The 26056-nt window shown below is 71.4% G+C and carries 24 protein-coding genes; 10 read left to right on the top strand and 14 right to left on the bottom strand.

Annotation, left to right across the window (positions count from 1 at the left end; all coding sequences use genetic code 11):
• The first annotated feature begins 2 nt into the window (after window positions 1-2).
• Window positions 3-1592 (top strand): ATP-binding protein, encoded by a 1590-nt coding sequence (locus tag ACK4YQ_RS06325; RefSeq protein WP_409609397.1) that lies wholly within the window; start codon window positions 3-5, stop codon window positions 1590-1592.
• Window positions 1593-1617: 25 nt separating this feature from the next.
• Here ACK4YQ_RS06325 and ACK4YQ_RS06320 read toward each other — a convergent pair whose 3' ends face one another.
• Window positions 1618-2052: a DUF983 domain-containing protein gene (locus ACK4YQ_RS06320; RefSeq protein WP_409609395.1), complete on the bottom strand. Its 435-nt coding sequence runs from the start codon at window positions 2050-2052 to the stop codon at window positions 1618-1620.
• A gap of 47 nt (window positions 2053-2099) precedes the next feature.
• On the opposite strand from ACK4YQ_RS06320, the gene ACK4YQ_RS06315 reads away from it, so the two are divergent.
• Entirely contained in the window at window positions 2100-3482 is a 1383-nt protein-coding gene (locus ACK4YQ_RS06315) for a PLP-dependent aminotransferase family protein (RefSeq protein ID WP_409609393.1), read from the top strand.
• A 67-nt stretch (window positions 3483-3549) separates the two neighbouring features.
• On the top strand, window positions 3550-4290 hold the full coding sequence (locus tag ACK4YQ_RS06310; protein WP_409609391.1) for a YbhB/YbcL family Raf kinase inhibitor-like protein: 741 nt from the start codon (window positions 3550-3552) through the stop codon (window positions 4288-4290).
• A gap of 26 nt (window positions 4291-4316) precedes the next feature.
• Here ACK4YQ_RS06310 and ACK4YQ_RS06305 read toward each other — a convergent pair whose 3' ends face one another.
• Entirely contained in the window at window positions 4317-8825 is a 4509-nt protein-coding gene (locus tag ACK4YQ_RS06305) for an ATP-binding protein (protein WP_409609389.1), read from the bottom strand.
• Between the two features lie 361 nt (window positions 8826-9186).
• Between ACK4YQ_RS06305 and arr the strand changes: the two genes are divergently transcribed.
• Both arr and ACK4YQ_RS06295 read left to right on the top strand, forming a co-directional pair.
• Complete coding sequence (gene arr / locus ACK4YQ_RS06300; protein WP_409609387.1) at window positions 9187-9603, top strand: NAD(+)--rifampin ADP-ribosyltransferase; 417 nt, start codon at window positions 9187-9189, stop codon at window positions 9601-9603.
• 115 nt (window positions 9604-9718) lie between these two features.
• Window positions 9719-10591, top strand: coding sequence for an N-acyl homoserine lactonase family protein (locus tag ACK4YQ_RS06295; protein WP_409609385.1), 873 nt, complete (start codon window positions 9719-9721; stop codon window positions 10589-10591).
• Between the two features lie 9 nt (window positions 10592-10600).
• Here the strand turns inward: ACK4YQ_RS06295 and ACK4YQ_RS06290 are convergent, their stop codons facing one another.
• The 4 genes from ACK4YQ_RS06290 to ACK4YQ_RS06275 form a co-directional block, all read right to left on the bottom strand.
• The gene (locus ACK4YQ_RS06290) at window positions 10601-11086 is read right to left on the bottom strand and encodes an HtaA domain-containing protein (RefSeq protein WP_409609383.1); all 486 of its coding nucleotides are present in this window, start codon (window positions 11084-11086) and stop codon (window positions 10601-10603) included.
• A gap of 89 nt (window positions 11087-11175) precedes the next feature.
• Window positions 11176-11898 carry a DUF4908 domain-containing protein gene (locus ACK4YQ_RS06285; protein ID WP_409609381.1) on the bottom strand — a complete coding sequence of 241 codons (723 nt, stop codon included), beginning with the start codon at window positions 11896-11898 and terminating at the stop codon, window positions 11176-11178.
• Window positions 11899-11994: 96 nt separating this feature from the next.
• Window positions 11995-12720, bottom strand: a complete 726-nt coding sequence (locus tag ACK4YQ_RS06280) for a beta-ketoacyl-ACP reductase (protein ID WP_409609379.1) — start codon at window positions 12718-12720, stop codon at window positions 11995-11997.
• Between the two features lie 55 nt (window positions 12721-12775).
• Window positions 12776-13951: an acetyl-CoA C-acetyltransferase gene (locus ACK4YQ_RS06275; RefSeq protein WP_409609377.1), complete on the bottom strand. Its 1176-nt coding sequence runs from the start codon at window positions 13949-13951 to the stop codon at window positions 12776-12778.
• 189 nt (window positions 13952-14140) lie between these two features.
• Here ACK4YQ_RS06275 and phaR point away from each other — a divergent pair, with 189 nt between their 5' ends.
• Window positions 14141-14767: a polyhydroxyalkanoate synthesis repressor PhaR gene (gene phaR / locus ACK4YQ_RS06270; RefSeq protein ID WP_409609375.1), complete on the top strand. Its 627-nt coding sequence runs from the start codon at window positions 14141-14143 to the stop codon at window positions 14765-14767.
• Window positions 14768-14849: 82 nt separating this feature from the next.
• On the top strand, window positions 14850-15161 hold the full coding sequence (locus tag ACK4YQ_RS06265) for a hypothetical protein (RefSeq protein WP_409609373.1): 312 nt from the start codon (window positions 14850-14852) through the stop codon (window positions 15159-15161).
• Here ACK4YQ_RS06265 and ACK4YQ_RS06260 read toward each other — a convergent pair.
• Both ACK4YQ_RS06260 and ACK4YQ_RS06255 read right to left on the bottom strand, forming a co-directional pair.
• Complete coding sequence (locus tag ACK4YQ_RS06260) at window positions 15158-15481, bottom strand: helix-turn-helix domain-containing protein (RefSeq protein ID WP_409609371.1); 324 nt, start codon at window positions 15479-15481, stop codon at window positions 15158-15160. The two genes, ACK4YQ_RS06265 and ACK4YQ_RS06260, sit on opposite strands and share 4 nt — an antisense overlap.
• Window positions 15482-15625: 144 nt before the next feature.
• Complete coding sequence (locus ACK4YQ_RS06255) at window positions 15626-16051, bottom strand: hypothetical protein (RefSeq protein WP_409609369.1); 426 nt, start codon at window positions 16049-16051, stop codon at window positions 15626-15628.
• A 250-nt stretch (window positions 16052-16301) separates the two neighbouring features.
• On the opposite strand from ACK4YQ_RS06255, the gene ACK4YQ_RS06250 reads away from it, so the two are divergent.
• Window positions 16302-18356, top strand: coding sequence for an acyltransferase family protein (locus ACK4YQ_RS06250; protein WP_409609367.1), 2055 nt, complete (start codon window positions 16302-16304; stop codon window positions 18354-18356).
• Window positions 18357-18360: 4 nt separating this feature from the next.
• Here ACK4YQ_RS06250 and ACK4YQ_RS06245 read toward each other — a convergent pair whose 3' ends face one another.
• The gene (locus ACK4YQ_RS06245; RefSeq protein ID WP_409609365.1) at window positions 18361-19098 is read right to left on the bottom strand and encodes a glycosyltransferase family 2 protein; all 738 of its coding nucleotides are present in this window, start codon (window positions 19096-19098) and stop codon (window positions 18361-18363) included.
• Between the two features lie 138 nt (window positions 19099-19236).
• Here ACK4YQ_RS06245 and ACK4YQ_RS06240 point away from each other — a divergent pair, with 138 nt between their 5' ends.
• Together ACK4YQ_RS06240 and ACK4YQ_RS06235 are read left to right on the top strand one after the other, a co-directional pair.
• Window positions 19237-20931, top strand: coding sequence for an ArnT family glycosyltransferase (locus tag ACK4YQ_RS06240; protein WP_409609363.1), 1695 nt, complete (start codon window positions 19237-19239; stop codon window positions 20929-20931).
• Window positions 20928-21833: a hydroxymethylglutaryl-CoA lyase gene (locus tag ACK4YQ_RS06235; protein WP_409609361.1), complete on the top strand. Its 906-nt coding sequence runs from the start codon at window positions 20928-20930 to the stop codon at window positions 21831-21833. Before ACK4YQ_RS06240 ends, ACK4YQ_RS06235 begins: the two co-directional genes overlap by 4 nt.
• On the opposite strand, the gene ACK4YQ_RS06230 is transcribed toward ACK4YQ_RS06235, so the two are convergent.
• Genes ACK4YQ_RS06230 through ACK4YQ_RS06210 form a run of 5 tightly spaced genes read right to left on the bottom strand, consistent with a single transcriptional unit; the run spans window position 21830 to window position 26054 of the window.
• Window positions 21830-22768: a glycosyltransferase family 2 protein gene (locus ACK4YQ_RS06230; RefSeq protein ID WP_409609359.1), complete on the bottom strand. Its 939-nt coding sequence runs from the start codon at window positions 22766-22768 to the stop codon at window positions 21830-21832. The two genes, ACK4YQ_RS06235 and ACK4YQ_RS06230, sit on opposite strands and share 4 nt — an antisense overlap.
• Complete coding sequence (gene thrS / locus ACK4YQ_RS06225; protein ID WP_409609357.1) at window positions 22768-24747, bottom strand: threonine--tRNA ligase; 1980 nt, start codon at window positions 24745-24747, stop codon at window positions 22768-22770. The genes ACK4YQ_RS06230 and thrS overlap by 1 nt, the downstream gene beginning before the upstream one ends.
• Complete coding sequence (gene yidD, locus ACK4YQ_RS06220) at window positions 24744-25010, bottom strand: membrane protein insertion efficiency factor YidD (protein WP_409609355.1); 267 nt, start codon at window positions 25008-25010, stop codon at window positions 24744-24746. The genes thrS and yidD overlap by 4 nt, the downstream gene beginning before the upstream one ends.
• A 55-nt stretch (window positions 25011-25065) precedes the next feature.
• Window positions 25066-25515: an iron-sulfur cluster assembly scaffold protein gene (locus ACK4YQ_RS06215; protein ID WP_409609353.1), complete on the bottom strand. Its 450-nt coding sequence runs from the start codon at window positions 25513-25515 to the stop codon at window positions 25066-25068.
• Complete coding sequence (locus ACK4YQ_RS06210) at window positions 25512-26054, bottom strand: SRPBCC family protein (protein WP_409609351.1); 543 nt, start codon at window positions 26052-26054, stop codon at window positions 25512-25514. Before ACK4YQ_RS06210 ends, ACK4YQ_RS06215 begins: the two co-directional genes overlap by 4 nt.
• Between the last annotated feature and the right edge of the window lie 2 nt (window positions 26055-26056).

Below are 26056 nucleotides of genomic sequence, written 5' to 3'. Positions count from 1 at the left end.
GGATGGACGCCATGCTTCCGGGCCCTGCGCGCGTCCTCACCACCTTCGAGCAGGCCAACGCCGGGCACTTCGCCCACGCCCTCGACGAGGCCGCCATCGTGGCGGTCACGGACCGGCGCGGGCGGATCATCTACTGCAACGACCGCTTCTGCGAGATCAGCGGCTACGACCGGGAGGAGCTCGTCGGCGCCAACCACCGCATGATCAGTTCCGGCGCGCACGATCCGGAAGTCTTCCAGGACCTGTGGGCGACGATCGCCTCGGGGCGTACGTGGCGGGGCACGCTGTGCAATCGCCGCAAGTCCGGCGAGCTCTACTGGGTCGACACCACCATCGTGCCGAACGTGGACGCGGCGGACCGGGTGGTCGGCTACACCGCCATCCGGGTCGATGTGACCAGTCATGTCGAGGCCATGGCCGACCTGGCGCTGGCGCGCCGGCAGGCCGAGGCCGCCGCCGAGGCGAAGGACCAATTCATCGCCAATATGGGCCACGAGGTCCGCACGCCCCTCAACGGGGTGATCGGCGTCGCCGGCGCCCTTGCGCGCCTGCCGCTGGACGCGCACCAGCGCGAACTGGTGGAGCTGATCCTGTCCTCGGGCCACTCGCTCAAGCGAATCCTCGACGACATTCTGGACCTGGCCAAGGTGGACGCGGGCCAGTTGTCGGTCGTCTCCGCGCCGTTCGGGCTGCGCGGCGAGATCCGCAGCGCGGTCGAGCTCTTCGCCGCAGAGGCGACGAACAAGGGCGTGCGGCTCGACCTGACCTTCGCCGACTCCGCCGACGGCGTGATGGTGGGGGACGCCGTGCGCATCCGCCAGGTCGTCGCCAACCTGGTCTCCAATGCGGTCAAGTTCACCGAGGCGGGCAGCGTGGACGTCGCCGTGGACTGGCGCGCGGGGCCCGGCCCCTCCGAGCCCGGCGACCTTCTGGTGGAGGTGTCCGACACCGGCATAGGCTTCGACCCGGCCACGCTGGACAGCTTGTTCGAGCGGTTCGTCCAGGCCGACGATTCGATTTCCCGCCGCTTCGGCGGCACCGGCCTTGGCCTGTCCATCTGCAAGTCGCTCGTCACGCTGATGGGCGGAGAGATCGCGGCTGGCGCGCGGCCTGGCGGCGGCAGCTCCTTTCGGCTTCGCCTGCCGCTGCCGCGTGTCGAGGGCCAGACGAAGGATCCGGCGGAGCCGGCCTCTCCCTGCCCGGCGGTGGGCCCGGTCCGCGTGCTCCTCGCCGAGGACCATCCGACCAACCAGCGCGTGGTTCAGTTGCTGCTCGAGCCGTTCGGCGTCGAGGTCACCATCGCCCAGGACGGGGCGGAGGCCTATCAGCGGTTCGTCTCGGACCGCTTCGACGCCATCCTCATGGACATGCGGATGCCGGTCGCCGACGGGCTGACGGCCACCCGCGCCATCCGCACGGCCGAGGCCGAGCGGGGCCTTCCGCGCACCCCGATCGCGATGATGACCGCCAACACCGGGGAGCAGGATCGACAAGCGGCGCTTGAGGCCGGGGCCGACGACTTCATACCAAAGCCGATCTCGGCCGAGACCCTGGCGCAGGGGCTGGAGCGCCTGCTGGCGCGGGCGGCCTGACGCCGAACGGCGCAGGCGGCGAACCTCAGCCGCCGGAGGCCTTGCGGCGGTCGCGCACGAAGCCGCCCTCGCCGTGCTTGCCCAGGGTCGCCCAGCGCGCCTCCTCGGCCTTGTGCACGTACTGCTCGGCCACCAGCCAGGCCTTCACCGGCCGCAGACACGCCAGGCAGCCGCCGATCATCGCCGGGAACACCACCGCCATCTGCGCCCAGATCGGCGGTTGGGCGGCCACCGCCCACCAGGCCCAGAGGGCGGTGACGAGGATGCCGACGCCGCTCATCACGAAGAACGCCGGGCCGTCGGCCGGATCGGCGAAGCCGTAGTCCAGGCCGCAGCGCTCACAGGCCGGCGCCAGCTTCAGGAAGCCTGCGAACAGCCGCCCCTCGCCGCAGCGCGGGCACCGGCAGCGCAGGCCGGCTTCGAGGGTGGACGGACCATCGCTCATGGCCTTGCTCTCCATACAATCTGGACTTATATCCATACAATTACTGCATAATGTATGGATTCATGATCGAAGCCTCAAGACCTCATGCCGAATGGCTCGCCCGCCTGGCCGGCGCGCGGGGCCCGATCTACCTGGCTCTGGCCGACGCCCTGGAGGCCGCGGTGCGCGCCGGGGAGCTGGCGCCCGGTGACCGCCTGCCGCCCCAGCGCGCCGTCGCCGAGCGGCTGGGGGTGGACCTGACCACCGTGACCCGCGCATACGCCGCCGCCCGCGAACGGGGCCTGGTGGAGGGCTCCGCTGGGCGTGGCACCTTCGTGCGCCGCGGGGCGGCCGAAGACGACGCCGGTCGCGTCGACCTCGGCATGAACCTGCCGCCGCCTCCCCTCGGAGTGTCGCTCGGCGCATGCCTGCAGGAGACCGCGGCCGCCGTCCTGGCGAGGACCGACGCGGCGAGCCTGATGGCCTATCATCCGGCCGCCGGCGCGGCGGGCCAGCGCGCGGCGGGCGCGGCCTGGCTCGGCCCGGTGCTCGGGGAAACCGCCGCCGAACGCATCCTCGTGGCCCCGGGCGCGCAGGCCGGTCTCGCCGCCAGCCTGTTCGCCCTCTGCCGGCCGGGGGACGCGGTCGTCGCCCAGTCCCTAAGCTATCCGGGCCTGCGCGAGGCGGCCGAGCGCCTGGGCCTGAAGCTGCTGGCGTGCGACGCCGACGCCGAGGGCCTGCTGCCGGCGGACCTGGAGCGCCTGTGCGCCACCGGCCGCCCGCGCGCCATCTATGCGATCCCCACGATGCAGAACCCGACGACGGCCACCATGGGGCCGGAGCGGCGCAGGCAGGTCGCCCGGATCGCCGCCGCCCACGACGTCTGGATCATCGAGGACGATCCCTACGCCCGCCTGTCGCCGGCGCCGCACCCGGCCCTGGCGGCCCTTGCGCCCGAGCGCACGGTGCATCTGTCCAGCCTCTCCAAGTGCCTGACGCCGGGCCTGCGCATCGCCTTCGTCGCCTGCCCGCCGAGCCTCGTCGCGCCCCTGGGCGAAGCCCTGCGCGCCGTCGCGCTGATGCCCGCGCCGCTGATGGCGGCCGTCGCCGCCGCCTGGATCCGCGAGGGGGTGGCCGAGCGGCTCCTGGGCGGGGTGCGGGCCGAGGCCCAGGCCCGCCGCATCCTGGCCGCCGAAGCCCTGCCCGCCGCGGTGGGCCCGCCGGAGAGCCTGCACGTGTGGCTGCCGCTGGCGGCGCCAGGCGAAGCTGCGCGCCTGGCGGCCGCCGCCCTCGACCGCGGCCTGGCGGTGGCCCCCGGCGAAGCCTTCGCCGTCGCCGGCGCGCCGCATCCGGAAGGCATCCGCCTGTGCCTCGGCGGGCCGGCGCGGCGGCCCGTCCTGGCCCGGGCGCTGACCGATCTTGCGGGGCTCGCCGGCTCCGGCTTGCGGCCGCGCGGGGTGGTCTAGCCGCCGCCGAGCACGCAGGCCGGCGAACCAATCGCGGCGGGCCGGGTTGTTCCCCCGTCAGGAGGAGATGACCATGGCGCACTCGACCTCGCCGCACGCCGGCGCCCCGCTGACGATCCAGGCCGTGGCGCCTCTGGCGCAGCGCACTCTGGTGATGCGTTCGACGGCCCTGGACGCGGACCGCTGGATCGACCCCATCTTTTCGGCCGACGGCGAGAACCGCTCGCCGCCGCTGAGCTGGACGGCCGTGCTGGAAGCCGAAAGCTTCGCCCTGGTCGTCGAGGACCCCGACGCGCCGGGGGACGAACCCTTCATCCACTGGCTGATCTGGGACATTCCGGGGACAGCCACGGCGCTTCCTCGCGGAATCGAAGCGGCGGCCCATCCGGGCGAGCCGGCCGGCGCGGTCCAGGGCCGAAACGGCCGGGGCGGCTATGGGTGGTTCGGGCCGCGGCCGCCGCTGGGCCACGGCGTCCATCGCTACCACTTCCAGCTCTTCGCCCTGGGCAAGCGCCTGGGCATGGGCCCGGAGACCGGCCCTAAGGAGCTGGTCAACGCCGTGAAGGGTTCGGTGATCGCCTGCGGGGAGCTGGTGGGCCTGTTCGAGAACAGGGACCCGGTCGCCGACGCGCCTTCGCCGGGCCGGACGGGGAGCTACGGCGCCGAGCCGTCGAACGTCCAGGCCACCGCCCACGAGGCCGAGGCGGGACGCGGCGGGCTCGACGCCGACGATCCCGACCGCCACGCCCCGCACGATCCCGACGGCGAGGTACGCCGCCGCGGCGGCGACCAGCCCAACCTGCTCTAGGCGCTGGGCGTTGGGCCGGACCGCCCTCAGCCCCGGTCCAGCAGGTCCCGCACCCGTGCGGCCAGCTGCTCGAAGGTGAAGGGCTTGGTGATCAGTTGCACGCCGGCGTCGAGCCGGCCGTGATGGACGATGGCGTTGCGCGAATAGCCGGTGGTGAACAGCACCTTCAGCCCGGGGCGAAGCTCGGCCGCCGTGTCGGCCAGCACCCGGCCGCTGCGGCCGGGCAGCACGACATCCGTCAGCAGCAGGTCCACCCGCTGCTTGGTGGCCAGCACCGCCAGGGCCGAATCGGCGTGGGCGGCCTCGATCACCCGATAGCCCAGCTCGTTGAGGATCATCGAGCTGTAGGCCCGCACATCGTCGTTGTCCTCGACCAGCAGCACCACCTCGCCCTCACTGCCCCGCGGGGTCAGCCGATCGGCGACTTCGGCGCGGCTCTGCGTCTCCCCCAGGTAGCGCGGCAGGTAGAGGCGCACCGTCGTGCCGTGGCCCTCCTCGCTGTAGATCGTCACGTGTCCGCCGGACTGCTTGACGAAGCCGTAGACCATCGAAAGGCCCAGCCCCGTGCCGCGGCCGACCTCCTTGGTGGTGAAGAACGGCTCGAAGACCCGGTTCAGCGTCTCCTTCGACATGCCGCTTCCGCTGTCGCTGACGCACACCATCACGTACTGCCCGGGCACCACCTCGGCGTCGGTGGCCGCATAGGTCTCGTCCAGCGCCGTGTTGGCCGTCTCGATGGTCAGCCGCCCACCGTCCGGCATGGCGTCCCGGGCATTGACCGCCAGGTTCAGGATCGCGCTCTCCAACTGGTTCTGATCGGCCTCCACCGTCCAGAGCCTGGGCGCCAGCACCCCTTCCAGCTCGATCTGCTCGCCCAGCGTGCGATGCAGAAGGTCGGTCATGTCCCGCACCAGGAGGTTCAGGTCGAGCGGCTTGGGCTCTAGCGGCTGGCGGCGGGAAAAGGCCAGGAGGCGGGTGGTCAGGTTCGCCGCCCGCTGGGCGCCCTGCTGGGCCATGTCCAGGGCCCGCTGGATGCGCGCGCCGTCTTCGGGCCTGGCGCGGCGGATGGTGTCCAGCCCGCCGATGATCACGGTCAGCAGGTTGTTGAAGTCGTGAGCCACACCGCCGGTCAACTGGCCGACGGCCTCCATCTTCTGGGCCTGGCGCAGCGCCTCCTCGGCCTTGGTGCGCTCGGCCACCTCCTCCAGCACCCGCTCTTCCAGCGAAGCGTTCAGCGCCTGAAGCTCGGCCTCGGCCCGTCGCCGCTGGGCCAGCTCCTTCTGCACCGCCTGGAACAGGTTCGCATTGTCCATGGCCACCGCCGCCTGCGCGGCCAAGCCCAGGATCCGCTCCTCCGACAGGGCGTCGAACACGCTGGCGTCCCCATGGCCGAAGAACAGGCCGCCCAGCACCTCGCCGGAGCGCGACTTCACCGGCGCCGCCAGATAGCTGACCACCGGCAGGTGGCCCTCCGGCTGGCCGTGGTAGGGCGCGGCGCGGCCGTAGCGCCGGTCCTTGCGCACATCGTCCGAGCGGACCACCTTTCGGCCCTCGAAGGTCGGGGCGAACAGCGGCGTGTTGCGCGGCATCGGGAACTCCGCGAACGCTTCCCGCGGGGCGCCGGACAGGGCGTAGAGGCTGTAGCTCTCCGCGTCTTGGTCCACGACGTTGTAGAAGAACGCGCCGAACTGGGCGCCGGTCACCTCCACCCCGGCGTTGACGATCGTCTGCACCAACTGCCCCAGGTCGAGGTTGCCGGAGATGGCGGCGGACGCCCGGTTCAGGATGTTCAGGGCGCGGGTCTGCTCCTCCAGGGCGGCGATCGCCGCCGCCTCCTCGGTGACGTCGATGAGCACGCCGGCCATGCGCCGGCCGCCGTGCGGATCGTCCTGCACCCGGGCGCGGGCGATCACCCTGCGCCCGCCGCCGCCCATAACGCGGTATTCGGCCTCATAGGGCTCGCCGGACTCGACGGACCGGTTCACGGCGGCGGCGACGGCGTCGCGGTCCTCGGGGTGGACGCCGGCCATGAACTCCGAAAGCGGAAGGCCCGTCTCGGCGATGTCCTTGTTCACGCCGAACACCTCGGCCAGGGGCCCCAGGAGCGCCAGGCGGTCGTCGTCCACGTCCCATTCGAACACCGCCACGCGGCCGGTGGAGAGCGCCAGCGACAGCCGGTCCTGGGTCATCAGGTAGCGCTGCTCGCTCTGCACCACCGCCCGCGCCGCCTCGCGGCGCACCTCGGCCATCTGGATGTTGGCGTTCACCCGGGCGAGCAGCTCGCGGGCCGCGAAGGGCTTGATCAGATAGTCGTCGGCGCCGGCCTCCAGCCCCTCGACCTTGGCCTCCTCGCCGGCCCGGGCCGACAGCATGATCACCGGCGCGCCCGCCAGCGGCGGCTCCCTGCGGATCGCGCGGAGCAGGCCGAAGCCGTCGAGCCTGGGCATCATCACGTCGGTCAGCACCAGGTCGGGCGGCGCGGCCCGCGCCATGGCCAGAGCCGTCTCGCCGTCGGCGGCCTCCTGCACCTGATAGCCCTGGGACTGCAGCAGCCGCGCGACGTACTGGCGCATGTCGGCGTTGTCGTCGGCCAGGAGCACGCGCTTGCCCGCGCCCGGCGCCAGCACGGCGGGCGGCGCCAGGGCCCCGAGGCCGGCGGTCGAAAGCTCGCCGCTCGCCTCCAGCTCCGGCGTGGCCTGCGGCAGCCAGCGCAGGGCTTCTTCGACGTACTCGACGGCCCGCGCGACGGCGGGAGGCGCCCCTCCGTCCTCGCGCACCTGTTCGGCCGGCAGATGGCGGCGTCCGAACGGCAGGGTCACCGTGAAGGCGGCGCCCGCCCCGGGCGCGCTTTCCACCGCGATGGTCCCCCCGTGCAGGTTGACCAGCTCGTGCACCAGGGCCAGGCCGATTCCGCTGCCCTCGAAGCTGCGCCCCTGGGCGCCCTGCACCCGATGGAAGCGCTCGAACAGCCGGGGAATCTCTTCGTCCGCTATGCCGATGCCGGTGTCGCGCACCCGAACCACCGCCGCCGACCCGTCCGGCGCGGGCCGGACGCAGACCTCGATCTCGCCGTCCAGGGTGAACTTGAAGGCGTTGGAGATCAGGTTCAGCAGCACCTTCTCCCACATCTCGCGGTCCACATAGACCGGCTGCGGCAGGGGCGAGCAGTCGAGCCGGAACGCCAGCCCTGCGCGCTCGATCGCCGAGCGGAAGCTGGAGGCGATCTCGGCGCTGTGGCGCGACAGGTCGGTGGGTTCGAAGGCCGCCCGCACCCGCCCCGCCTCGATCCGCGAAAAGTCGAGGAGGCTGTTCACCAGCCGAAGCAGGCGCACTCCGTTGCGGTGGGCGAGCTCCACATGGCCGCGCACCTGGTCTTCGCGGGCGGCGCCGGAAAGCACCTCCTCCAAAGGCCCCAGCATCAGGGTCAGCGGGGTGCGGAACTCGTGGCTGACGTTGGAGAAGAAGGCGGTCTTGGCCCGGTCCAGCTCGGCCAGGGCCTCCACCCGACGCCGCTCCTCCTCATAGGCGTCGGCGTTGGCCACCGCCGCGGCGATCTGCCCCGCCGCCAAGCCGAGGAACCCGCGGTAGCCGGTGTCGAACAGGCGGTAGGGGTTGAGCCCCACCACCATCACCCCCGAGCGGCCCGTCTCGCCCGAAGGCGGGATCGCCAGCACCGCGGCCTGCCGGCTCGGCCGGTCCCACGCCCCGTCAGGCGTCCGCCCGTCCATCACGGGCTCGAGTTCGACGAGGCGCGGATCGTGGTCGGCCATGACCGCGGCGACCGGCCAGGGCGCCTCAGCCGTGCGGTCCAGGGTCTGGGGCGCGCCGGGCGAATCGGCGCCGAGCCCGGTGGCGGCGGCCAGGGTCAGCTCGCCGGCCTCGGGCGAGCCCATGTAGAGCAGGGCGAAGGTGATGTCCTTGGGGTTGCTCGCCAACGCCTCCACGCTGGCCCGGCAGGCCTGGATCCAGGTGCGCGCGTCCACCGTCTCGGCCGCCAGCTTGCGCAGCAGCGCCAGCTGGCGCTCGCCGATCACCCGCTGGGTGTCATCTGTATTGGCGCAGATGATGCCGTCCGGCTCGCCCTCGTCGTTCGGGATCGGGCTGTAGGAGAAGGTGTAATAGGTCTCCTCCGGATAGCCGTTGCGCTCCATGATCAGGAGCTGCTCCTCGACGTAGGCGCCCTCCTCCCCGCCCAGGGCCGTGGACAGCATGGGTCCGATGTCGGGCCAGATCTCGCGCCACACCTCCGAGGTGGGCCGCCCCAGCGCCCAGGGGTGCTTGCCGCCGATGATCGACTGGTAGGGATCGTTGTAGAGGTAGGTCAGCTCCGGCCCCCAGCCGATCCAGATCGGCTGGCGCGAGGTGAGCATGATGCGCACGGCGGTCTTCAGGCTCTGGGGCCAGGAGACCGGCGCGCCCAGGGGCGTGTTCGACCAGTCGTGCGCCCGGATCAGCGCGCCCAACTCCCCGCCGCCGGCCAGAAATTTCGTCCCCGCCCCCTCGTCGGCAGAGCGCGGGTGATCATGGTCAGACATGCGGCGCCGGTCCCTGTAGCGGGCCGACAGACAATCAACCCCGTCCTCGCCCATCCGGCGGGGCGCGAGCTCGACGCACCGCCGGTCCGGGCGAACGCCTGTCCGCAAGCCCATCGGTGCTAATCCGCGAAGGCCAAGGTCGTTCCGCCCAAGCTTGCCGCATGGCGGGCCGACGGGGTGCGCCCTTGGGCCCCGGGGACCCGGACGGGCGCCAGGGCCGGGCGCGCCGGCGCGCGCCGTTCCGTCCCACCATGATCTGGGCGCGAAAGAGTTCAGTTCAAGAATTGGCGTCGCGCGACTTTTCGGCAGTCTCTAGCGCCTTCCACGAGGGGACGCTTCCCCGCAGCAAGGGCTCTGCAAGATGGCCTCTGACACTTCGCCGGACGCGCCGGCGCTCTACCACGGCGCCAAGGCCGACCTGACGCCGGGGGATCTGATCAGGCCCGGCCACGCCTCGAACTACGGAAGGCGCAGGCCGGCGGCCTTCGTCTACTTCACCGCCACGCTGGACGCCGCGGCCTGGGGCGCCGAACTGGCCCGGGGCGAGGGGCGTGGCCGCATCTACCGCGTCGAGCCCACCGGCCCCTACGAAGACGACCCCAACCTCACCGACAAGCGGTTTCCCGGCAATCCGACGAAGTCCTACCGCAGCCGCGATCCAATCCGTGTCCTCGGCGAGGTCGAGGATTGGCAGGGCCACTCGCCCGAGCAACTGCAGGCGATGCGGGACCACCTGGCGCATCTTGAGCGGCTTGGCGTCGAGGCGATCGAGGATTGAGGGTGCGTCCGAGCCGGAACGCCCGGCGGCGGGTCCCCTCGAGCCGCCGACGCGCCTGCGACCGGGCGAACTGCTATGCATGGCTCACGCCTCTGACCACGACACGGAGCTCGCGATGACAGCCGTATTCCAGCCGCCCCGCGGCCTTGTGGGCGTAAGGGCCGCCCGCGCGCTTCTAGCCGTCGCCTTCGCCTGCATCCTCGGCGCCGCCTGGCCTGTGCGGGCCGCCGAGCCGTCCGACCTGGCCCTCTGGCGCCTGGACTGCGGCAGGCTCGAGATCGGCGATCTGGACGACTATTCCGACGCCTTCCTCTATGCGGGGCGCAAGGCCGTCTTCACCGACAGCTGCTATCTGATCCGTAACGGCGGACGCTATCTGTTGTGGGACACCGGCCTTTCCCGCGACCTCGTCGGCCGGCCGGCGAGCGACGGGGGCGACCGGCTGTTCCTGGACCGGTCGATCCGCGACCAGCTCGCCGTCATCGGCGTCAGGCCCGAACAGATCACCTTCGTCGGGATCAGCCACCACCACTTCGACCACACCGGCCAGGCGGCCGACTTCCCCGGCGCCACCCTGCTGATCGACCGGCGCGACTGGGAGGTGATCGGCGTTCGACCCGACCTGTCGGCGCGGTTCGGCCCCTGGCTCGGCGGCGGCGCGAAGGTCGAGCCCCTGGCCTATGACCACGACGTCTTCGGCGACGGCTCCGTTGTGATGCTGAGGACGCCGGGCCACACGCCCGGGCATCGGTCGCTGCTGGTCCGCCTGCCGCGCACCGGCCCGGTCCTGCTCTCCGGCGACGTCGTCCACTTCGACGAGAACCTGCGCCGCGAGGGCGTGCCGGGCTTCAACACCAGCCGCGCGGAGAGCCTGGCTTCGATCGCGCGGCTGAAGGCGATCGCCGCCAGCCTTGGCGCGAAGATCATCATTCCGCACGAGCCTACGGACGTCGCCGACCTGCCGGCCTTTCCCCAGGCCGCCAACTGAGTCTGCGGCCTAGCCCCACCACACGCGGACAGGGTCCAGCGCCGTTCCGGGGGGATAGTGGTCGCCGAGGTAGAAGTGCCCGTCCAGGGTGAGGGCCGCCGGGATGACCGTCTCCCCCGCCTCCCCCGGCGCGGCGGCGGGGAGATCCAGCTTGGCCACCTGGAGCCGGCGTTTGCGCGCGGCGTCCTCGGCCACCGTCAGCACCGCGCCCGCCGGCCCGATCTCGACAACCGGGTCCGCCAGCAGCACCGAGAGCATGCCGCCGTGGGCGGAGAACTTCACCTCGCCCAGGAAGCGGCCGGCGCCCACCGGGACTCCGTCCGAGCTCAGGGCCAGATCGCTGTCGGGCGCCGGCACGAAGGAAAAGGCGCCGTCCTCCCGCCGCGTCGCGCCCGCGGCGGTCTCGATGGTTCCGCCCGCGGACTGAACGTAGCCGCAGAAGCTCTGCTTGACGCCCCAGTCCAGCCGCCGCGCCCGCAACGCCTCTCCCGCCATGGTCCTCTCCCCGTGCGATTGTGATCTGCGCGCAACCTAGCGCAGGCCGGGCCAAGATCCACGCCCGGACGCACGGCCCTTCGCGCGGGCTAGCGGATCTGGGCCGCCGAGATGATGCGCTTGGAGGAGGGCCGCCCGGCCAATCCCTGGGCCGGCACCACCGTCACCCGCATGACCCCGCGGGCGATGTCGGCGCTGGGCTTCTTGCCCTCGACCAGCTCCACCTTGGTGATCCGCGAGAGCACGGCGCGGCCGTCCGGACGCCGCGACATGTGCACCACGGCCTCAGCGGTCACCATGGCGGCGTCGGCCAGCAGCGGGGCCGAGGTGGGGGTGGCGTCGGCCTCGAAGGGAATCAGCCGCCGCGCGGCCCGGCTGGCGCGCGCGCTCGCCTGCGCCAGCCGCTCCAGCAGGGCCTGCGGCCCGATCACCGGCAGGCGCAGGGGCTGGGTGTCGCCGTCCAGGGCCGCGGCCGTGCCGCCGGGCCGGTCGTCGGTGAACAGGGTCAGGCCGCCCAGGCGCGTGGCCCGCAGCACCGGCTCGCCCAGGTCGTTCTTGTAGATCACATCGCCGCGAGGCGCCGGCTGGGCCTGCAGGGCGTAGACCTCAGGGCTGTCGTCGAACTTCAGGAGCGGGCGCGCGGTGGACCGGTCCAGCACGAAATGCTCGCCGTCCTCGGAAACATACCGGGCCACAGGCGGCGGCGACATCCGCCGCCCGTCCGAGGGGCGCGGGCCGAACAGGCCCTCACGCAGGGTCTGGGCCTGCGCCCCGCCCGCAAGGGCGCAGGTCATGGCGACGAGGGTCGCCACGACTACACCTTTCGACAGAAACGCCGGTCTTCCGCTCGCCATGGCGCTCCGGTGATGCCGACCGACTGGGGCGCTTTTTGGACGCCCCGCCGTCCTTCAGCCGACCATGTATTGGCCGCCGTTCAGCGCCAGGGTGGCTCCGGTCACATAACCGGCCCGCTCGCCGGCCAGGAAGGCGACCATGTCGGCGATCTCCTCGCCCTTGCCCAGGCGGCCGACCGGGATCTGGGCGATGATGCCCTCGAGCACCTTCTCCGGGACCGCCTGCACCATCTCGGTGTCGATGTAGCCGGGGGCGATGCAGTTGACGGTGACGCCCTTCCTGGCGTTCTCCAGGGCCAGGGCCTTGGTGAAGCCGATCATGCCCGCCTTGGCCGCCGAATAGTTGGTCTGGCCCATCTGGCCCTTCTGACCGTTGATCGAGGAGATGTTGACCACCCGGCCCCAGCCGCGGTCGCGCATGCCCTCGATCACCTGGCGGGTCATGTTGAATAGCGAATCCATGTTGACCCGGATCACTTCGGACCACTGCTCGCTGGTCATCTTGTGGAACACCCCGTCGCGGGTGATGCCGGCGTTGTTCACCAGAACGTCGATCGGCCCCAGCTCGGCGGTCACCTTCTCGGCCGCGTGCTTGCAGTCCATGAAGTTGCCGACGTTGCCCTTGACCACCATGATCCCGAGCTCGCGCGCGCAGGCGGCGGCGGCCTCGTCGTTGCCCGAATAGCCGGCCGCCACCAGCATGCCGTCGGCCTTCAGCCGCTCGCAGATCGCCCGACCGATGCCCCGGGTCCCGCCCGTCACCAGCGCCACTCTCGCCATACGCTTCCTCCCAAAAGCCGTACTGGACCCGCGCCCCTTGGTTAGGACGTTCGGATCACATCTTTTCGACGCACATGGCCACGCCCATGCCGCCGCCGACGCAGAGCGTGGCCAGGCCCTTGGACGCGCCCGAGCGCTTCATCTCGTGCACCAGGGTGGTCAGGATCCGCGCCCCCGAGGCGCCGATCGGGTGGCCGATCGCGATCGCCCCGCCGTTGACGTTCACCTTTTCGGGATCCAGGCCCAGGTCGCGCACGACGCAGATCGACTGGGCCGCGAAGGCTTCGTTGGATTCCACGAGGTCGAGGTCCGCCACACTCCAGCCGGCCTTTTCCAGCGCCTTACGGCTGGCCGGGATCGGGCCGGTGCCCATGATCTCCGGCTCCACCCCGGCGTGGGCCCAGGACGCGATCCGCGCCAGCGGCTTCAGGCCGCGGGCCTTGGCCTCCTCGGCGCTCATCAGCACCAGGGCCGCCGCGCCGTCGTTGATGCCCGAAGCGTTGGCCGCGGTGACCGACCCGTCCTTGGCGAAGGCCGGGCGCAGGCCCGAGACGCTCTCCAGCGTCACGCCGTGGCGCACGTATTCGTCGGTGTCGACCACCGTGTCGCCCTTGCGGCCCTTGATCGTCACCGGCGCGATCTCGTCGGCGAACTTGCCGGACTTCTGCGCCGCCTCGGCCTTGTTCTGCGAGGCGACGGCGAACTTGTCCTGGTCCTCACGGGTGATCTGCCAGCGAGCGGCGATGTTCTCGGCGGTCTGACCCATGTGGTAACCGTGGAACGCGTCCCAGAGGCCGTCCTTGATCATGGTGTCGACGAACGCCAGGTCGCCCATCTTCTGGCCGCCGCGCAGGTTCTGGGCGTGGGGCGACTGGCTCATGCTCTCCTGGCCGCCGGCGACCACGATCTTGGCCGAGCCGTCGGCGATCTGCTGAGCCGCCAGAGCCACCGCCCGCAGGCCCGAGCCGCAAAGCTGGTTCAGGCTCCAGGCCGGCGATTCCACCGGCACGCCCGCGCGCACGGCCGCCTGCCGGGCGGGGCCCTGGCCGGCGCCGGCCTGCAGCACCTGGCCCAGGATCACCTCCTCGACGTCGGCCACCGCGATCCCGGCCCGGGCCACCGCCGCCTCGATGGCCACCCGGCCCAGTTCGTGGGCCGGCAGGGACGACAGCGCCCCATTGAACGAGCCGACCGGCGTGCGGGCGGCGGAGACGATGACGACGTCGGTCATGGCTGGGCTCCTTGTGGAGACGCGTTAAGGGTCTGTCGGGCCCATCTATCCCGATCGGATCGAATTAGGGCAAGGCTACAATCACTTGTCGGCATGCACGTGACGCATTTGCCAATCGCGCTTCATCCGCGATACTGCAGTGCAGAACGGGACCCGCCGTCGGGGGCCGGGTCCGCAAAAGGATTTGGGATGGCCGACACCCAGGACAGCGGCGCGAAGCCGGGCGACGAGCGCGTCGTCATCAAGAAGTACGCCAACCGGCGGCTCTACAACACCGCCTCCAGCTCCTACGTCACCCTCGAGCATCTGGCCGAGATGGTGAAGCAGGGCGTCGATTTCGTCGTCTACGACGCCAAGACGAACGAGGACATCACCCGCACGGTCCTCACCCAGATCATCTTCGAGGAGGAGAGCCGCGGCGAGAACCTGCTGCCCATCCAGTTCCTGCGCCAGCTGATCGGCTTCTACGGCAACTCCGTGCAGGCCTTCCTGCCAAGCTATCTGGAGCTGTCCCTGGCCAGCTTCGCCGAGCAGCAGGAGCGGCTGCGCAGCCAGTTCGCCGCCCTTACCCCGGGCTCCGGCATGGGCGCCTACGACGAGCAGATCCGCCAGAACATGGCCCTGTTCGACCGGGCCATGAAGATGTTCTCGCCCTTCGCCTTCGCCGCCCCGCCCGCGGCGGCGGCCGCGGAGCCGGCGCCGGCCAGGCCCGCCCCCAAGCCGGCGGCCGAGCCGGCCGACGACGGCCTGGCCGAGCTGAAGAAGCGGCTGGAGGAGATGCAGGCCCAGATTGAGAAGCTGGCCAGCAAGAGCTAGGCGCATCTCTTGCTAGGGTGAGGGGACAGAACGGCTCGCCCCGCGAGGCGTTCGTTAAGAACCTTCAGCCCAGGATCGCGCCATGACCTCGCCCGTCGACCCCGTCCGCCGCACCGTTCCGGTCCGCAAGGCGCCCCGCGCCCACGCGCACGGGCGCCGCGCCGAGGCGCCGACGGAGGAGACCTCCGCGACTCCCGCCGCCCCCGCCCTCGAGGTCGACCCCGTCGACGAGGCGGTGTTCGACGCCCACCGCCTGGGCCAGGAGCGCCGCCGCGGCCTGCGCGCCGGCGTCGGGGTGCTCGAGGCGGCAAAAACGGCCTACACCCGGACGGAATTCTCCGGCGCCGCCGACCGTCGCGCGCCCAAGGGCGGCCTGGCCCGCACCCGGATCTAACCCGGCCTCAGCCGGGCCAGCTCAGCCTCCAGCACCGCCACCCGCCGCTCCAGGGACTCCAGCCGCGCGAGCGCGTCGGCGGCGGGCTCGGCCCTGGGCGCCGGTGTGGAGATTCCCGCATGGTCGGCCACTTCAGCCGCGCTCACCCCAAGGATTTCGGCGAACGCCGCCACCTCGCGCGCCGACAGTTCGCGCTGATCCTTGTAGGCGAGGGCCAGCTCGGCCTCGCTCATCCCCGCCGCCGCCGCCAGCACCGCGCGCGACAGGCCCCGCTCGGCCAGGGCCGCATCGAACCACGCCGCGTCGAAGAACAGCGCCATCAGCGCCCACCGCGGCCCTGGCGCCGGTCTTGCTTAACCGCAGGTGAATCGAACCTCACGGGCTTAAGCATGATCGTCCTGGCCACCCGCATCTTCGACATCGCCGTCGTCACCCTGATCTTCACCATCCTGACCTGACCGGCCCTATTCGCCGGCTGAGAAGTCCAGGTCCCGCCGCGAGGCGACGATGGTCACAATGAAGCCGGCCAGCACGTCAAGCAGCACCATCAGGGTGATCAGGAAGAAGGTCGAGGTGGCGAAGGCCGGCGCCAGGAGAAACTCCACCAGGCAGGCGATGAACAGCACCATCGACAGCGAGTGGTTGATGATCGCCACCCGCCGGCTGGTCGTCGACTTCAGCAGCTCGATGAACAGTACCACCAGGGACACCGCGATCAGCAGATCGCCCAGGCTGACCGGCCACACCGCCCCCGACGTCATCGGGATGCTCAGCACCGACTCGTTCATCCGCGCCGTCGCGTCCGTCGCCGAAAAGCCGCCGGCCAGCGTCAGGGCCGCGATGTTGTAGACGACCACCGGCAGCACCAGCAGCGGAACCGCAGCAAACATGACCAGGCTCCCCTCGGCCGTCGAAACGCCCTAGGGTTACTCCCTCGCGCCCACCGCGCAAAGCCGTCAGCCGACGGCCGCCCCGGGCCGCCCCGCACACCGCCGGGAGCCCCTCAACGCGCAGCGGCGGCGCGGCCGTTTTCAACTTGAGGGTGTTTTGTATCGCCACTGCAAGATTTGTTGCGCGAACATTGCACAACCCGACGCACGGCGGGGGACGCCGTTCTGAAACGAGACGGGGGCGTATCGCGTGCAGACCTATCGCAGGGACATCGACGGCTTGCGCGCCGTCGCCGTTACGCCGGTGGTGCTATTCCACGCCGGCGTGAGCCCATTCAGCGGCGGCTTCGTCGGGGTCGACGTCTTCTTCGTGATCTCGGGCTATCTGATCACTTCGATCATCGCCGGCGAGATCGCCGCGGGCAAGTTCACCATCCTGAAGTTCTACGAACGCCGCGTGCGCCGCATCCTGCCGGCGCTGTTCGCCACCCTGGCGGCGACCGCGGTGGCCAGCGCGATCCTGCTGCTGCCCCGGGCCTTCCGCGACTTCGGCCAGAGCGCCGTCGCGGCCACCCTGTTCAGCTCCAACATCCTGTTCTGGCGCGAGGGGGACTATTTCGGCGCCGGGGTCCTGACCAAGCCGCTGCTCCACACCTGGTCGCTGGCGGTGGAGGAGCAGTACTACATCGTCATTCCGCTGCTGATGATGCTGCTGGCCCGCTGGCGGCGGAACGCGCTTCTGTGGACGGCGGTGATCTGCGCGGTGTCCTTCGCGGCCGCCCAGTGGGCGCTGTCGCGCTATCCCACGGCGGCGTTCTACCTGTCCCCCTTCCGCTTCTGGGAACTGGGGATCGGCGGCCTGCTCGCCCTGGGCGCCGCGCCGGCGATCCGCTCGCGCCTGGCGCTGGAGGTCACGGGCCTCCTCGGCCTCGGCCTGATCGCCGCGCCGGTGTTCCTCTATTCCAGCGCCACGCCGTTCCCGGGCCTCGCCGCCCTGGCGCCGTGCCTTGGCGCGGCCCTGATCATCCACAGCGGCGGCCAGGGCGAGACCCTTGTCTCGCGGCTCCTCGGCCTGCGGCCGGTGGTGTTCATCGGCCTGATCTCCTACTCGCTCTATCTGTGGCACTGGCCGATCATCGTGCTCTACCGCTACTGGCGCATCGTCGATCCGTCAGGGCTTGAGATCGCGGGCCTGATCGCCGCCTCGGTGGCGATCGCCGCCCTCTCCTGGCGCTACGTCGAGGCGCCGTTCCGCAGCCGTCCGCCCCAGCCCAAGGCGCTCGCCCGCGGGCCGGTCTTCGCCGCCGCAGGCGCCGGCGCGGCCGCGGCACTCGCCTTCGGCGTCTGGGCGCACCTGGCCGAGGGCATGCCCGGCCGCTTCGTCCCCGAGGTCGCGCGCCTCGACGCGGCCGAAGACAGCAAGGACCCGCGGACCAACGCCTGCGCCGGCTGGGCCGGACGCTGGATCTCGCCGAAGGACGCCTGCGTCTACGGTGAGACGGGAGCCATCCGGCTGGCCGTGTGGGGGGACAGCCACGCCCCCGCCCTGGCCCCGGCCGTGCTGCAGGCGGCCGACGGCGCGGGCGAGCGCTTCCGCCTCTTCGCCCGGCTCGGCTGCGCGCCGATTCCCGGCATGGACCGCCGCGACGCCTCCGGCGACAACCACTGCCGGCGTTACAACGACGAGGTGCTGGCCGCCCTGCGCGCCGACGCCGACATCGACACCGTGATCCTGGTCGCGCGCCTTCAGGAACACGTCGAGGGCCCGTGGGAGGGCCCCGGCCCGGCCCGCGACACCCCCAAGCCCGCACGCTGGTTCGACGCCGAGGGCCACGCCCTCTCCGCCCAGGACGCCCCCGATGCGGTGATCGACGGCTTCCTGCGCACGGTCGCGGCGCTGCGCGCGGCCGGCAAGCGGGTGATCCTGGTCTATCCGACGCCCGAGGTCGGCTATTTCGTGCCCTCCACCGTCGCGCGGCTCGTGGCCCATGGGCAGGACCCGGAAGGCTTCACCATCCCCCGCGAACTGTTCGCCCAGCGCATGGTGCGGGTGCGCGCCGCTCTCAACGACATCCCCGACGGACCGGACCTCGTCCGCATCCGCCCGGCCGAGAGCCTGTGCGATGCGCAGACCTGCCGGGTGATGGCCGACGGCGTCCCGCTCTATTTCGACGACAACCACCTGTCGCTGGCCGGCGACGCGCTGCTGGTCGACGACCTCGCCGCCGCCCTGGCCCGCACGAAGGGGCCTGCCCCCGGGGCCGACGGCCCGCAGATCGCCGCGGCGGAGGGCGGAGCCTCCTGACCCCCTACTCCACCACCCCGCCGGGGTTGCGTGCGCGGCTCTGCAGCCACATCACGCCCAGAAGGTCGGAGAGCGAGGCCCAGAGCCGGCCGAGGTTGGTGTATTTCGACTGGCCCGTCTGGCGGTGGCGGTGGTTCACCGGCCTGAACGCCACCTCATAGCCCTCCCGCAGCATCAGGGCCGGCAGGTAGCGGTGGATGTGGTCGAAGTAGGGCAGGCGCAGGAAGGCTTCCCGCCGGAAGGCCTTGAGGCCGCAGCCGGTGTCGTTGGCCGTGTCCTTCAGGAGCCGCTTCCTCACCCCGTTGCCGATCCGCGAGGCGAGCTTCTTGGCCTGGCTGTCCTGGCGCTTCACCCGCTCGCCCCCGACCAGGGCCAGGGCGGGGCCGCCGGCGACAAGCATGTCCACAAGGGCCGGCCCGTCGGCCGGGTCGTTCTGGCCGTCGCCGTCCAGGGTCACGACCACGGGAGCGCGGGCGGCCATCACGCCGGTGCGGATGGCCCGGCTCTGGCCGGCGTTGGCCGTGTGCGAGAGCACCCGCAGCTGCGGAATCTCCGGCTTCAGCGCCTCCAGCGCCGCGCGGGTTCCGTCGCGGCTCCGGTCGTCGACGAACACGATCTCGAAGTTGCGCCCCGCAAAGGCGGCGGCGATCTCCCGGGCGAGGCCGGGCGCGGCACCTTCCTCGTCGAAGACGGGGACCACGACGCTGACGTCCGGCGCGCTATTCTCGGGGGTTGGGCTCATGCCACCTCCATAGAGCGCCGCGCGCCCTTAGGGAACGGCGGCGTTTAGGCTCAGGCCGCGCCGGCGCCCGCAGGGGCGAGGCCGCCCGCCCGAAACCCGCCTCGCGGCCGGCCGGCAAACTCGTGCTATCAAGCCCCGATGAGTCTGGAGACCTATCTCGAGCGGGTGAGCCGCGGCTGGCGAGGGCCGGTGCTGGCCGCCTTCGTGGCGTTCCTGGCCGGCCTGCCGGGCGTCTTCACCGTCCCACCCCTCGACCGCGACGAGAGCCGGTTCGCCCAGGCCACCGCCCAGATGCTGGAGACCGGCGACTTCGTCGTCATCCGCTTCCAGGACGAGCCACGCTTCAAGAAGCCGGTGGGAATCCACTGGCTGCAGGCGGCCAGCGTCAGCCTCCTGTCCGAGGCGGAAGCCCGGCGGATCTGGGCCTACCGCATTCCATCGCTCCTGGGCGCCATGCTGGCGGCGGCGGCCTGCGCCTGGGGGGCGCGGGCCTTCTTCGGCCCTGTCAACGGCCTGGTGGCCGGCGGCCTGCTCGCCTGCACCATGCTGCTCTCCACCGAGGCCTTCATCGCCAAGACCGACGCGGTGCTGGCCGGGACCACCACCCTGGCGGTGGCGGCCCTGGCCCACGTCTACGCCGCCGCCCGGGGCGGGCCGCCGGCCGGGCGGCTGACCCGGCTCCTGTTCTGGCTCGGCCTGTCCGGCGCCACCCTGGTCAAGGGTCCGGTGGGGCCGATGGTCGTGGCGCTCACCGCCCTTTCCCTGTGGGCCTGGGACCGCAAGGGCGGCTGGCTGAAGTCGCTGGCCTGGGGCTGGGGGCCGATCCTGTTCCTCGCCGTCGTGGGCCCCTGGGCCTGGGCGGTGACGGTGGCCACCGACGGCGCCTTCTGGGCGGTGGCCGTGGGCGGAGACCTGGCGCCCAAGCTCGCCGGCGGCCAGGAGAGCCATGGCGCGCCGCCGGGCTACCACACCCTGCTCGCCCCGCTGCTCTTCTTCCCGGCCAGCCTGCTCCTGCCCGCCGCCCTGGTCACGGCCTGGCGCGAGCGCCGCGAGCCGGGGATCCGCTTCGCCATCTGCTGGCTGGTCCCGGCGTGGATCGTCTTCGAGGCGATGCCGACCAAGCTGGTCCACTATCCCCTGCCGGTCTACGGCGCCCTGGCCTGGCTGGCCGCGGCCGCCGCGCGCCAGGCGCCCACCCCCGCCCTGCGCTGGAGCGGGGCTGCGCTGTCGGCGCTCACGGGGGTGCTGCTCGCGGCGGGGACCTTCTATCTGCTGGGCGCCTACGGCGGCGGCGGCGACGTCACCGCCGCGGCCCTCACCGGCGGGCTGATGCTGGCGGCGGGGCTGGCCGGCGCCTATATGCTGGTTCGCGAATCCGCCCGCGGCGCGGCCATCGCCGCCTGCGGCCTGGGCGTGCTGGGCCACGCGGCCCTGGCCGGCATGTTCGCCCCCGGGCTTGGGCCGCTGTGGCTGTCGCAGCGGGTGGAGGACAAGCTGGCCGAGGCCAGGCTCCTGCCGCGCCAGGGGGTCACCCCAGGCCCGGTGGCCGTGGCCGGCTACGCCGAGCCCAGCCTGGTCTTCGCGCTCGGCACCACCACCGACCTCGGCGGCGCCGAGGAGGCGGCCCAGGCCCTGGCCGAGCACCGGCCGGCCATCGTCGAGGACCGCGAGGCCGCGGCCTTCGCTGACGCGGCCGCCGCGCGCGGCCTCACCCCCCGTCAGACCGCCGTGGTCGACGGGCTCGACTATTCCAACGGCGACGAGATGCGGCTGCGCATCTACGCTCCGGAGCCGGCCGTCGCCGTCGCAAACCGCAGGGAGGCCGCCCCATGAGCCGGCGCATCCAGATCGTCGAAGTCGGGCCCCGCGACGGCCTGCAGAACGAAAAGACCCTGCTGGAGATCGATCAGAAGATCGCCTTCATCGAGCGCCTTCGCGACTGCGGCGCCCGGCGCATCGAGACGGTCTCCTTCGTCAATCCGCGGCGCGTGCCGCAGATGGCCGGCGCCGAGGAGATCATGGCCGCCCTGCCCGCCGAGAACCTCTCGCGCATCGGGCTGGTGCTGAACGAGCGCGGCTGGGAGCGCTGCGTGGCCGCCGGCTGCGAGGAAGCCAACGTCGTGGTTTGCGCAACCGACGGTTTTGGGATTCGCAACCAGGGCGCGAGCACCGCGGAACAAATGACGGCCCTGGCCGCCATTGTCGCCCGCCGCACCGCCGAGGGCGGCCCGCCGATCACCGCCACCATCTCCGTCGCCTTCGGCTGTCCCTTCGACGGGGAAGTCAGCGAACAGCAGGTCGGCGAGCTGGTCCGCGAGATCTCCGGCCTCGGGGTCGCCGAGATCGCCCTGGCCGACACCATCGGCGTGGCCGACCCGTGGACCGTGCGCCGCCGGATCGAGGCCGCGCGCGCCGCCGCGCCGGGGGCCACCCTGCGCATGCACTTCCACGACACCCGCAACACCGGCCTCGCCAACGCCTTCGCCGCCGTCGAGGCCGGGATCGACGTGCTCGACGCCTCCTGTGGCGGCCTCGGCGGCTGCCCCTTCGCCCCGGCGGCCACCGGCAACATCGGCACCGAGGATCTCGTCTACATGCTGGAGCGCGCCGGCTTCGAGACCGGCTATGACCTTGGCAGACTGATCGAAACCGCCCGCTGGATATCGGGTCTTCTGGGAAAGGCGCCGGCGGCCTCGGTCAGCCGGGCCGGGGGATTCCCGGCGCTCGCGGCCTAGGCGGCGCGGCCCCGGAAGCGCCAGACCACCGGACGCACGATCGCTGTGCAGACGATGATCGGCGAGAGGACCCAGGCCAGCAGCCGCTGGGAGAAGCTCTCGGCCCGGCGGCGGAAATAGCGGGCCAGCCCCACGCCCTTGTGGAACTCCACCCGCAGGGGGCTGGTCTGACTGGTGTGGCCCAGGTGGACCACCTCGGCCTTCGGATGGAACAGCACCTGACCGCCCGCGCGCCGGACGCGCCAGCACAGGTCGACGTCCTCGACGTGCAGGAAGTAGCCCTCGTCGAAGCCGCCGACGGCCTCGAAATCCTCGCGGCGCATGCACAGGCAGGCGCCGGACACGGTGGGAACCGGCGCCACCTGGTCTGGAGCCGCGTCGTTCTCCCAGTGCACCTCGTACTGGCGCCAGGCCGGCACCTTCTGGGCCAGCCGGCTCAGGGACATCAGGGCGGTCATCGGCGTGATGTCGCCGCGCCGCGCGCCGCGCTGTTCGGTGCGGTCGGCGTTCAGCACCCGGCCGCCGACCAGCGAGGGCACCGGGCGGTTCTCGATGGCGCGGACCAGCCCGGCCACGCACCCGGACTGCAGGAAGGCGTCGGGATTGAGGAACACCAGAATCTCGCCGCTCGCCGCCCGTGCGCCCAGATTGGCGCCACGCGCGAAGCCGACGTTGCCCTGGCCGGCGATCAGCCGCACGCGCCCGTCGCGCTCCGCCAGCCCCTGCAGGCGCGTGGCCTCGGCGCAGGGGCTGCCGTTATCGACGATGACGAACTCGTCCACCAGCGGATCGGCCAGCACCCGGGCGACGCTCTCGCCCAGGGCCTCGCCGGTCATGTAGACGACCATCACGACCGACACCCGCCGGCGCGACCTCAGGAATTCCTCCAGAGGAGCCGGTTCGGCGGCGACGATCGGTGCGGCGATGCCGTTCATCAAGCCTCCATGGCCCCGGCCGCCTCTCGAGGCGAACCCGCCTCGCCCGACGCGTGTCGGGCAAGATCAGGCGGAGTCGCCTCCAAGGCAAGCCTGTTTGCGGCCTCCGCCAGGGGCAGCACCTCCTGGCGCTCGGAGCCCAGGCGGCGCAGGGCGACCTGGCCGAGCTCGGCCTCGCGGCGACCGACGACGGCGATCACCGGGGTCTTGGCGAGGCTGTGCTCGCGGACCTTGTAGTTGATCTTCTCGTTTCGCAGGTCCGTCTCCACGCGCAGGCCCGCCTGGCGCAGGGCTTCGGCTGCGGCGCGAGCATAGTCGTCGGCGTCGGACGTAATTGTGGCGACCACGACCTGAACAGGCGCCAGCCAGAGGGGAAATGCGCCAGCGTAGTTTTCGATCAGGATACCAATGAAACGTTCCATCGACCCCAGCACGGCGCGGTGCAACATGGCCGGCCGCTGCTTGGAGCCGTCCTCGGCGACATACTCGGCGCCAAATCGCTCCGGCAGGTTAAAATCGACCTGCACCGTCCCGCACTGCCAGGCCCGCCCGATCGCGTCGTAGAGCGTGAACTCCAGCTTCGGGCCGTAGAAGGCGCCCTCGCCCGGATTGACCTCATAGTCCACGCCCATCATCTCGCAGGCCTTCGCGAGCTGGGCCTCGGCGGCGTCCCAGATCTCGTCCGAGCCGATGCGCTGCTCGGGCCGCGTGGAGAGCTTCACGTCCACCCGCTCGAAGCCCAGCTCCTCATAGGTGTGGAAGATCAGCCGGCCGGCCGTGGCCGCCTCGATCGGCAACTGCTCGGGCGTGCAGAAGATGTGGGCGTCGTCCTGCACGAAGCCCCGCACGCGCATGATGCCGTGCAGACTGCCCGAGGGCTCGTAGCGGTGGCAGGACCCGAACTCGGCCATGCGCAGCGGCAGCTCCCGATAGGACTTCTGGCCGACGTTGAAGATCTGCACGTGGCCGGGACAGTTCATGGGTTTAACGACCAGCGTGCGATCATCCGTCTCGACCTCGCACACAAACATGTTCTCCCGGTACTTCGCCCAGTGGCCGGACGTTTCCCAGAGCTTCTTGTCCATGAGCGAAGGCGATTTGACCTCCACGTAGCCGGCCCGCTCGATCTTGCGGCGAACGTAGTTTTCCAGCGTCCGGTAAAGCGTGGCGCCCTTGGGGTGCCAGAACACCTGGCCGACCGCTTCCTCCTGGATATGGAACAGGTCCATCTGGCGGCCGATCTTGCGGTGGTCGCGCTTCTCGGCCTCCTCGATGCGCTTGAGGTAGGCCTCCAGATCCGCCTCGCTGGCCCAGGCCGTGCCGTAGATGCGCTGGAGCTGGGCGTTGCGATGGTCGCCCCGCCAGTAGGCGCCGGCCAGCTTCGTCAGCTTGAAGGCCTTGCCGGCGTGTTTCGTCGAGGGCAGGTGCGGCCCCAGGCACAGGTCCTTCCACTGGCCCTGGCGGTAGACCGTGATCGTCTCCTCCTTCGGCAGGTCGGAGATGATCTCGGCCTTGTAGGCCTCGCCGATCGACTTGAAGTGCTCGATGGCCTCGTCGCGGTCCCAGACCTCGCGTCGGATCGGCTCGTCGCGGTCGACGATCTCGCGCATGCGCTGTTCGATCTTCGCCAGGTCGTCGAGCTGGAAGGGCTCGTTGCGCGCGAAGTCGTAGTAGAAGCCGTCCTCGATCGCCGGTCCGATCGTGACCTGCGTGCCGGGGAACAGCTCCTGCACAGCCTCGGCCAGGATGTGGCTGACGTCGTGGCGGATCACCTCCAGGGCCTCGGGGTTGTCCCGCGTCAGGATTTCGAAGGCGCCGCCGTGCGGCAGGGCCCGCTCCAGGTCCAACAGGGCGCCGTCGAGCTTCACCAGGATGGCCTTCTTCTCCAGGGACTTGGAGATCGAGGCGGCGATGTCGCGGCCCGTGACGCCATCTTCGAATTGGCGCTTGGAGCCGTCAGGGAAAACCAGGTCGATCATGTCTTCTCACACGTCCAGTTTCGTCGCCGCGCCCCGTCGGGTTTCTCAGGCGGCGGATCGTAGCCCGACCCGCCCCAGGGGTTGCAGCGGCAGACCCGCCGGACGGCCAGCCAGCCGCCCCGCACGGGCCCATGGGAGATCAGAGCTTCGGCGGCGTATTCCGAACAGGTCGGAAGGAACCGGCACTGGCGTCCGATCAAGGGCGAAAGCGTCAGCTTGTAGGCGCGCAAGGCGCCTTTGACGCAGGTTTCATAGAGAGTCATGCCGATCGCGGCCGTGCTGGTCAGGGCCAGCGCTTACGTCGCAGGACGCGTCGAATCAAGCCGCGCCGGCGCGGCTAGTTCGCTCCATCGCCTGGCGGACGGCGTCGACCGTCGCTTCGAACGCCAGGAGCGTCGAGGCGTGACGGGCGGGATAGTCCTTCACCGGGGCGAGCATGGCCAAGTCCGAAAAGCGTCCTTCGGGCGCGGGCGCGCCCTCTTTCAACATAGCACGAAAGGCGTCCCGGGCCATCTCGATCTCCGGCAGCCGCGCCCCGACCACATGGGCGCCGAGCACCGCCGCGGCCGCCTGGCCGAGGGCGCAGGCCTTCACGTCCTGGGCGAAGTCCACCACGCGGTCGTCCTCGACAGCCACGTCGACCACGACCCGGCTGCCGCACAGCTTGGCCACTTTCTCGGCCGTGCCCTGCGGCGCGGGCAGCCGACCGGCCCGCGGCATGTTCGCCGCCAGCTTGAGCAGCCTGGCCGAATAGAGGTCGTCGATCATGCGTCGGATGTAGGCGCCGCCTTGCCGGCGCGCCAGCGGGTCTCGGCTTCCTGTTTCAGCGCCAGGCTCATGGCCTCGAAGCCCCGCCAGACCTTGCGGCCCATCCGCTGGGCCACCCGCGGGCCCAGGAAGCCGCCGAACAGCTCTCCGTTGGAGACGATGCAGCTCTCGTCGGCCAGCTGCTCGATCTCGATGTAGCGGGTGTTGGACACAAGGCCGCCCAGCATCTTCAGGCGCCAATGGAGCTGCTCCCTCGGCACCCATTCCAGCACCACCGGATGGATCACCCGCGGCTCCTCGTCCGGCAGGGCCAGGGACATGGTGAGGGTCGAGCCGATGCGGATCTGGCCGGAGGCCTGCGGATAGAGCGGGTTCCACTTCGACCAGCCCTCCAGGTCGTAGAGCACGTCCCAGATGACGTCGGAGGGCGCCTGGATGCCCACGCGGTGCTCGATCCGCATGCCGCTGGGCCCGCCGCCGCCGCCCTTGAACTTGAAGCCGGAGGCTACATTGAAGGTCTGGGGCGTGTTCACCGGCATGG

Origin of the sequence: Phenylobacterium sp., from assembly GCF_046291545.1 — a bacterium.
In the GTDB taxonomy this organism is placed as follows: domain Bacteria; phylum Pseudomonadota; class Alphaproteobacteria; order Caulobacterales; family Caulobacteraceae; genus Phenylobacterium.
This window is presented reverse-complemented; position numbering and strand designations above follow the sequence as displayed.

What these genes read in the sequence shown, in the direction of transcription:
- ACK4YQ_RS06325 (WP_409609397.1), top strand. Translation starts at nt 3, where the DNA reads ATGGACGCCATGCTTCCGGGCCCTGCGCGCGTCCTCACCACCTTCGAG.
- ACK4YQ_RS06320 (WP_409609395.1), bottom strand. Translation starts at nt 2,052, where the DNA reads ATGGAGAGCAAGGCCATGAGCGATGGTCCGTCCACCCTCGAAGCCGGC.
- ACK4YQ_RS06315 (WP_409609393.1), top strand. Translation starts at nt 2,100, where the DNA reads ATGATCGAAGCCTCAAGACCTCATGCCGAATGGCTCGCCCGCCTGGCC.
- ACK4YQ_RS06310 (WP_409609391.1), top strand. Translation starts at nt 3,550, where the DNA reads ATGACCATGGCGCACTCGACCTCGCCGCACGCCGGCGCCCCGCTGACG.
- ACK4YQ_RS06305 (WP_409609389.1), bottom strand. Translation starts at nt 8,825, where the DNA reads ATGTCTGACCATGATCACCCGCGCTCTGCCGACGAGGGGGCGGGGACG.
- arr (WP_409609387.1), top strand. Translation starts at nt 9,187, where the DNA reads ATGGCCTCTGACACTTCGCCGGACGCGCCGGCGCTCTACCACGGCGCC.
- ACK4YQ_RS06295 (WP_409609385.1), top strand. Translation starts at nt 9,719, where the DNA reads ATGACAGCCGTATTCCAGCCGCCCCGCGGCCTTGTGGGCGTAAGGGCC.
- ACK4YQ_RS06290 (WP_409609383.1), bottom strand. Translation starts at nt 11,086, where the DNA reads ATGGCGGGAGAGGCGTTGCGGGCGCGGCGGCTGGACTGGGGCGTCAAG.
- ACK4YQ_RS06280 (WP_409609379.1), bottom strand. Translation starts at nt 12,720, where the DNA reads ATGGCGAGAGTGGCGCTGGTGACGGGCGGGACCCGGGGCATCGGTCGG.
- ACK4YQ_RS06275 (WP_409609377.1), bottom strand. Translation starts at nt 13,951, where the DNA reads ATGACCGACGTCGTCATCGTCTCCGCCGCCCGCACGCCGGTCGGCTCG.
- phaR (WP_409609375.1), top strand. Translation starts at nt 14,141, where the DNA reads ATGGCCGACACCCAGGACAGCGGCGCGAAGCCGGGCGACGAGCGCGTC.
- ACK4YQ_RS06265 (WP_409609373.1), top strand. Translation starts at nt 14,850, where the DNA reads ATGACCTCGCCCGTCGACCCCGTCCGCCGCACCGTTCCGGTCCGCAAG.
- ACK4YQ_RS06260 (WP_409609371.1), bottom strand. Translation starts at nt 15,481, where the DNA reads ATGGCGCTGTTCTTCGACGCGGCGTGGTTCGATGCGGCCCTGGCCGAG.
- ACK4YQ_RS06255 (WP_409609369.1), bottom strand. Translation starts at nt 16,051, where the DNA reads ATGTTTGCTGCGGTTCCGCTGCTGGTGCTGCCGGTGGTCGTCTACAAC.
- ACK4YQ_RS06245 (WP_409609365.1), bottom strand. Translation starts at nt 19,098, where the DNA reads ATGAGCCCAACCCCCGAGAATAGCGCGCCGGACGTCAGCGTCGTGGTC.
- ACK4YQ_RS06240 (WP_409609363.1), top strand. Translation starts at nt 19,237, where the DNA reads ATGAGTCTGGAGACCTATCTCGAGCGGGTGAGCCGCGGCTGGCGAGGG.
- ACK4YQ_RS06235 (WP_409609361.1), top strand. Translation starts at nt 20,928, where the DNA reads ATGAGCCGGCGCATCCAGATCGTCGAAGTCGGGCCCCGCGACGGCCTG.
- ACK4YQ_RS06230 (WP_409609359.1), bottom strand. Translation starts at nt 22,768, where the DNA reads ATGAACGGCATCGCCGCACCGATCGTCGCCGCCGAACCGGCTCCTCTG.
- thrS (WP_409609357.1), bottom strand. Translation starts at nt 24,747, where the DNA reads ATGATCGACCTGGTTTTCCCTGACGGCTCCAAGCGCCAATTCGAAGAT.
- yidD (WP_409609355.1), bottom strand. Translation starts at nt 25,010, where the DNA reads ATGACTCTCTATGAAACCTGCGTCAAAGGCGCCTTGCGCGCCTACAAG.
- ACK4YQ_RS06215 (WP_409609353.1), bottom strand. Translation starts at nt 25,515, where the DNA reads ATGATCGACGACCTCTATTCGGCCAGGCTGCTCAAGCTGGCGGCGAAC.
- ACK4YQ_RS06210 (WP_409609351.1), bottom strand. Translation starts at nt 26,054, where the DNA reads ATGCCGGTGAACACGCCCCAGACCTTCAATGTAGCCTCCGGCTTCAAG.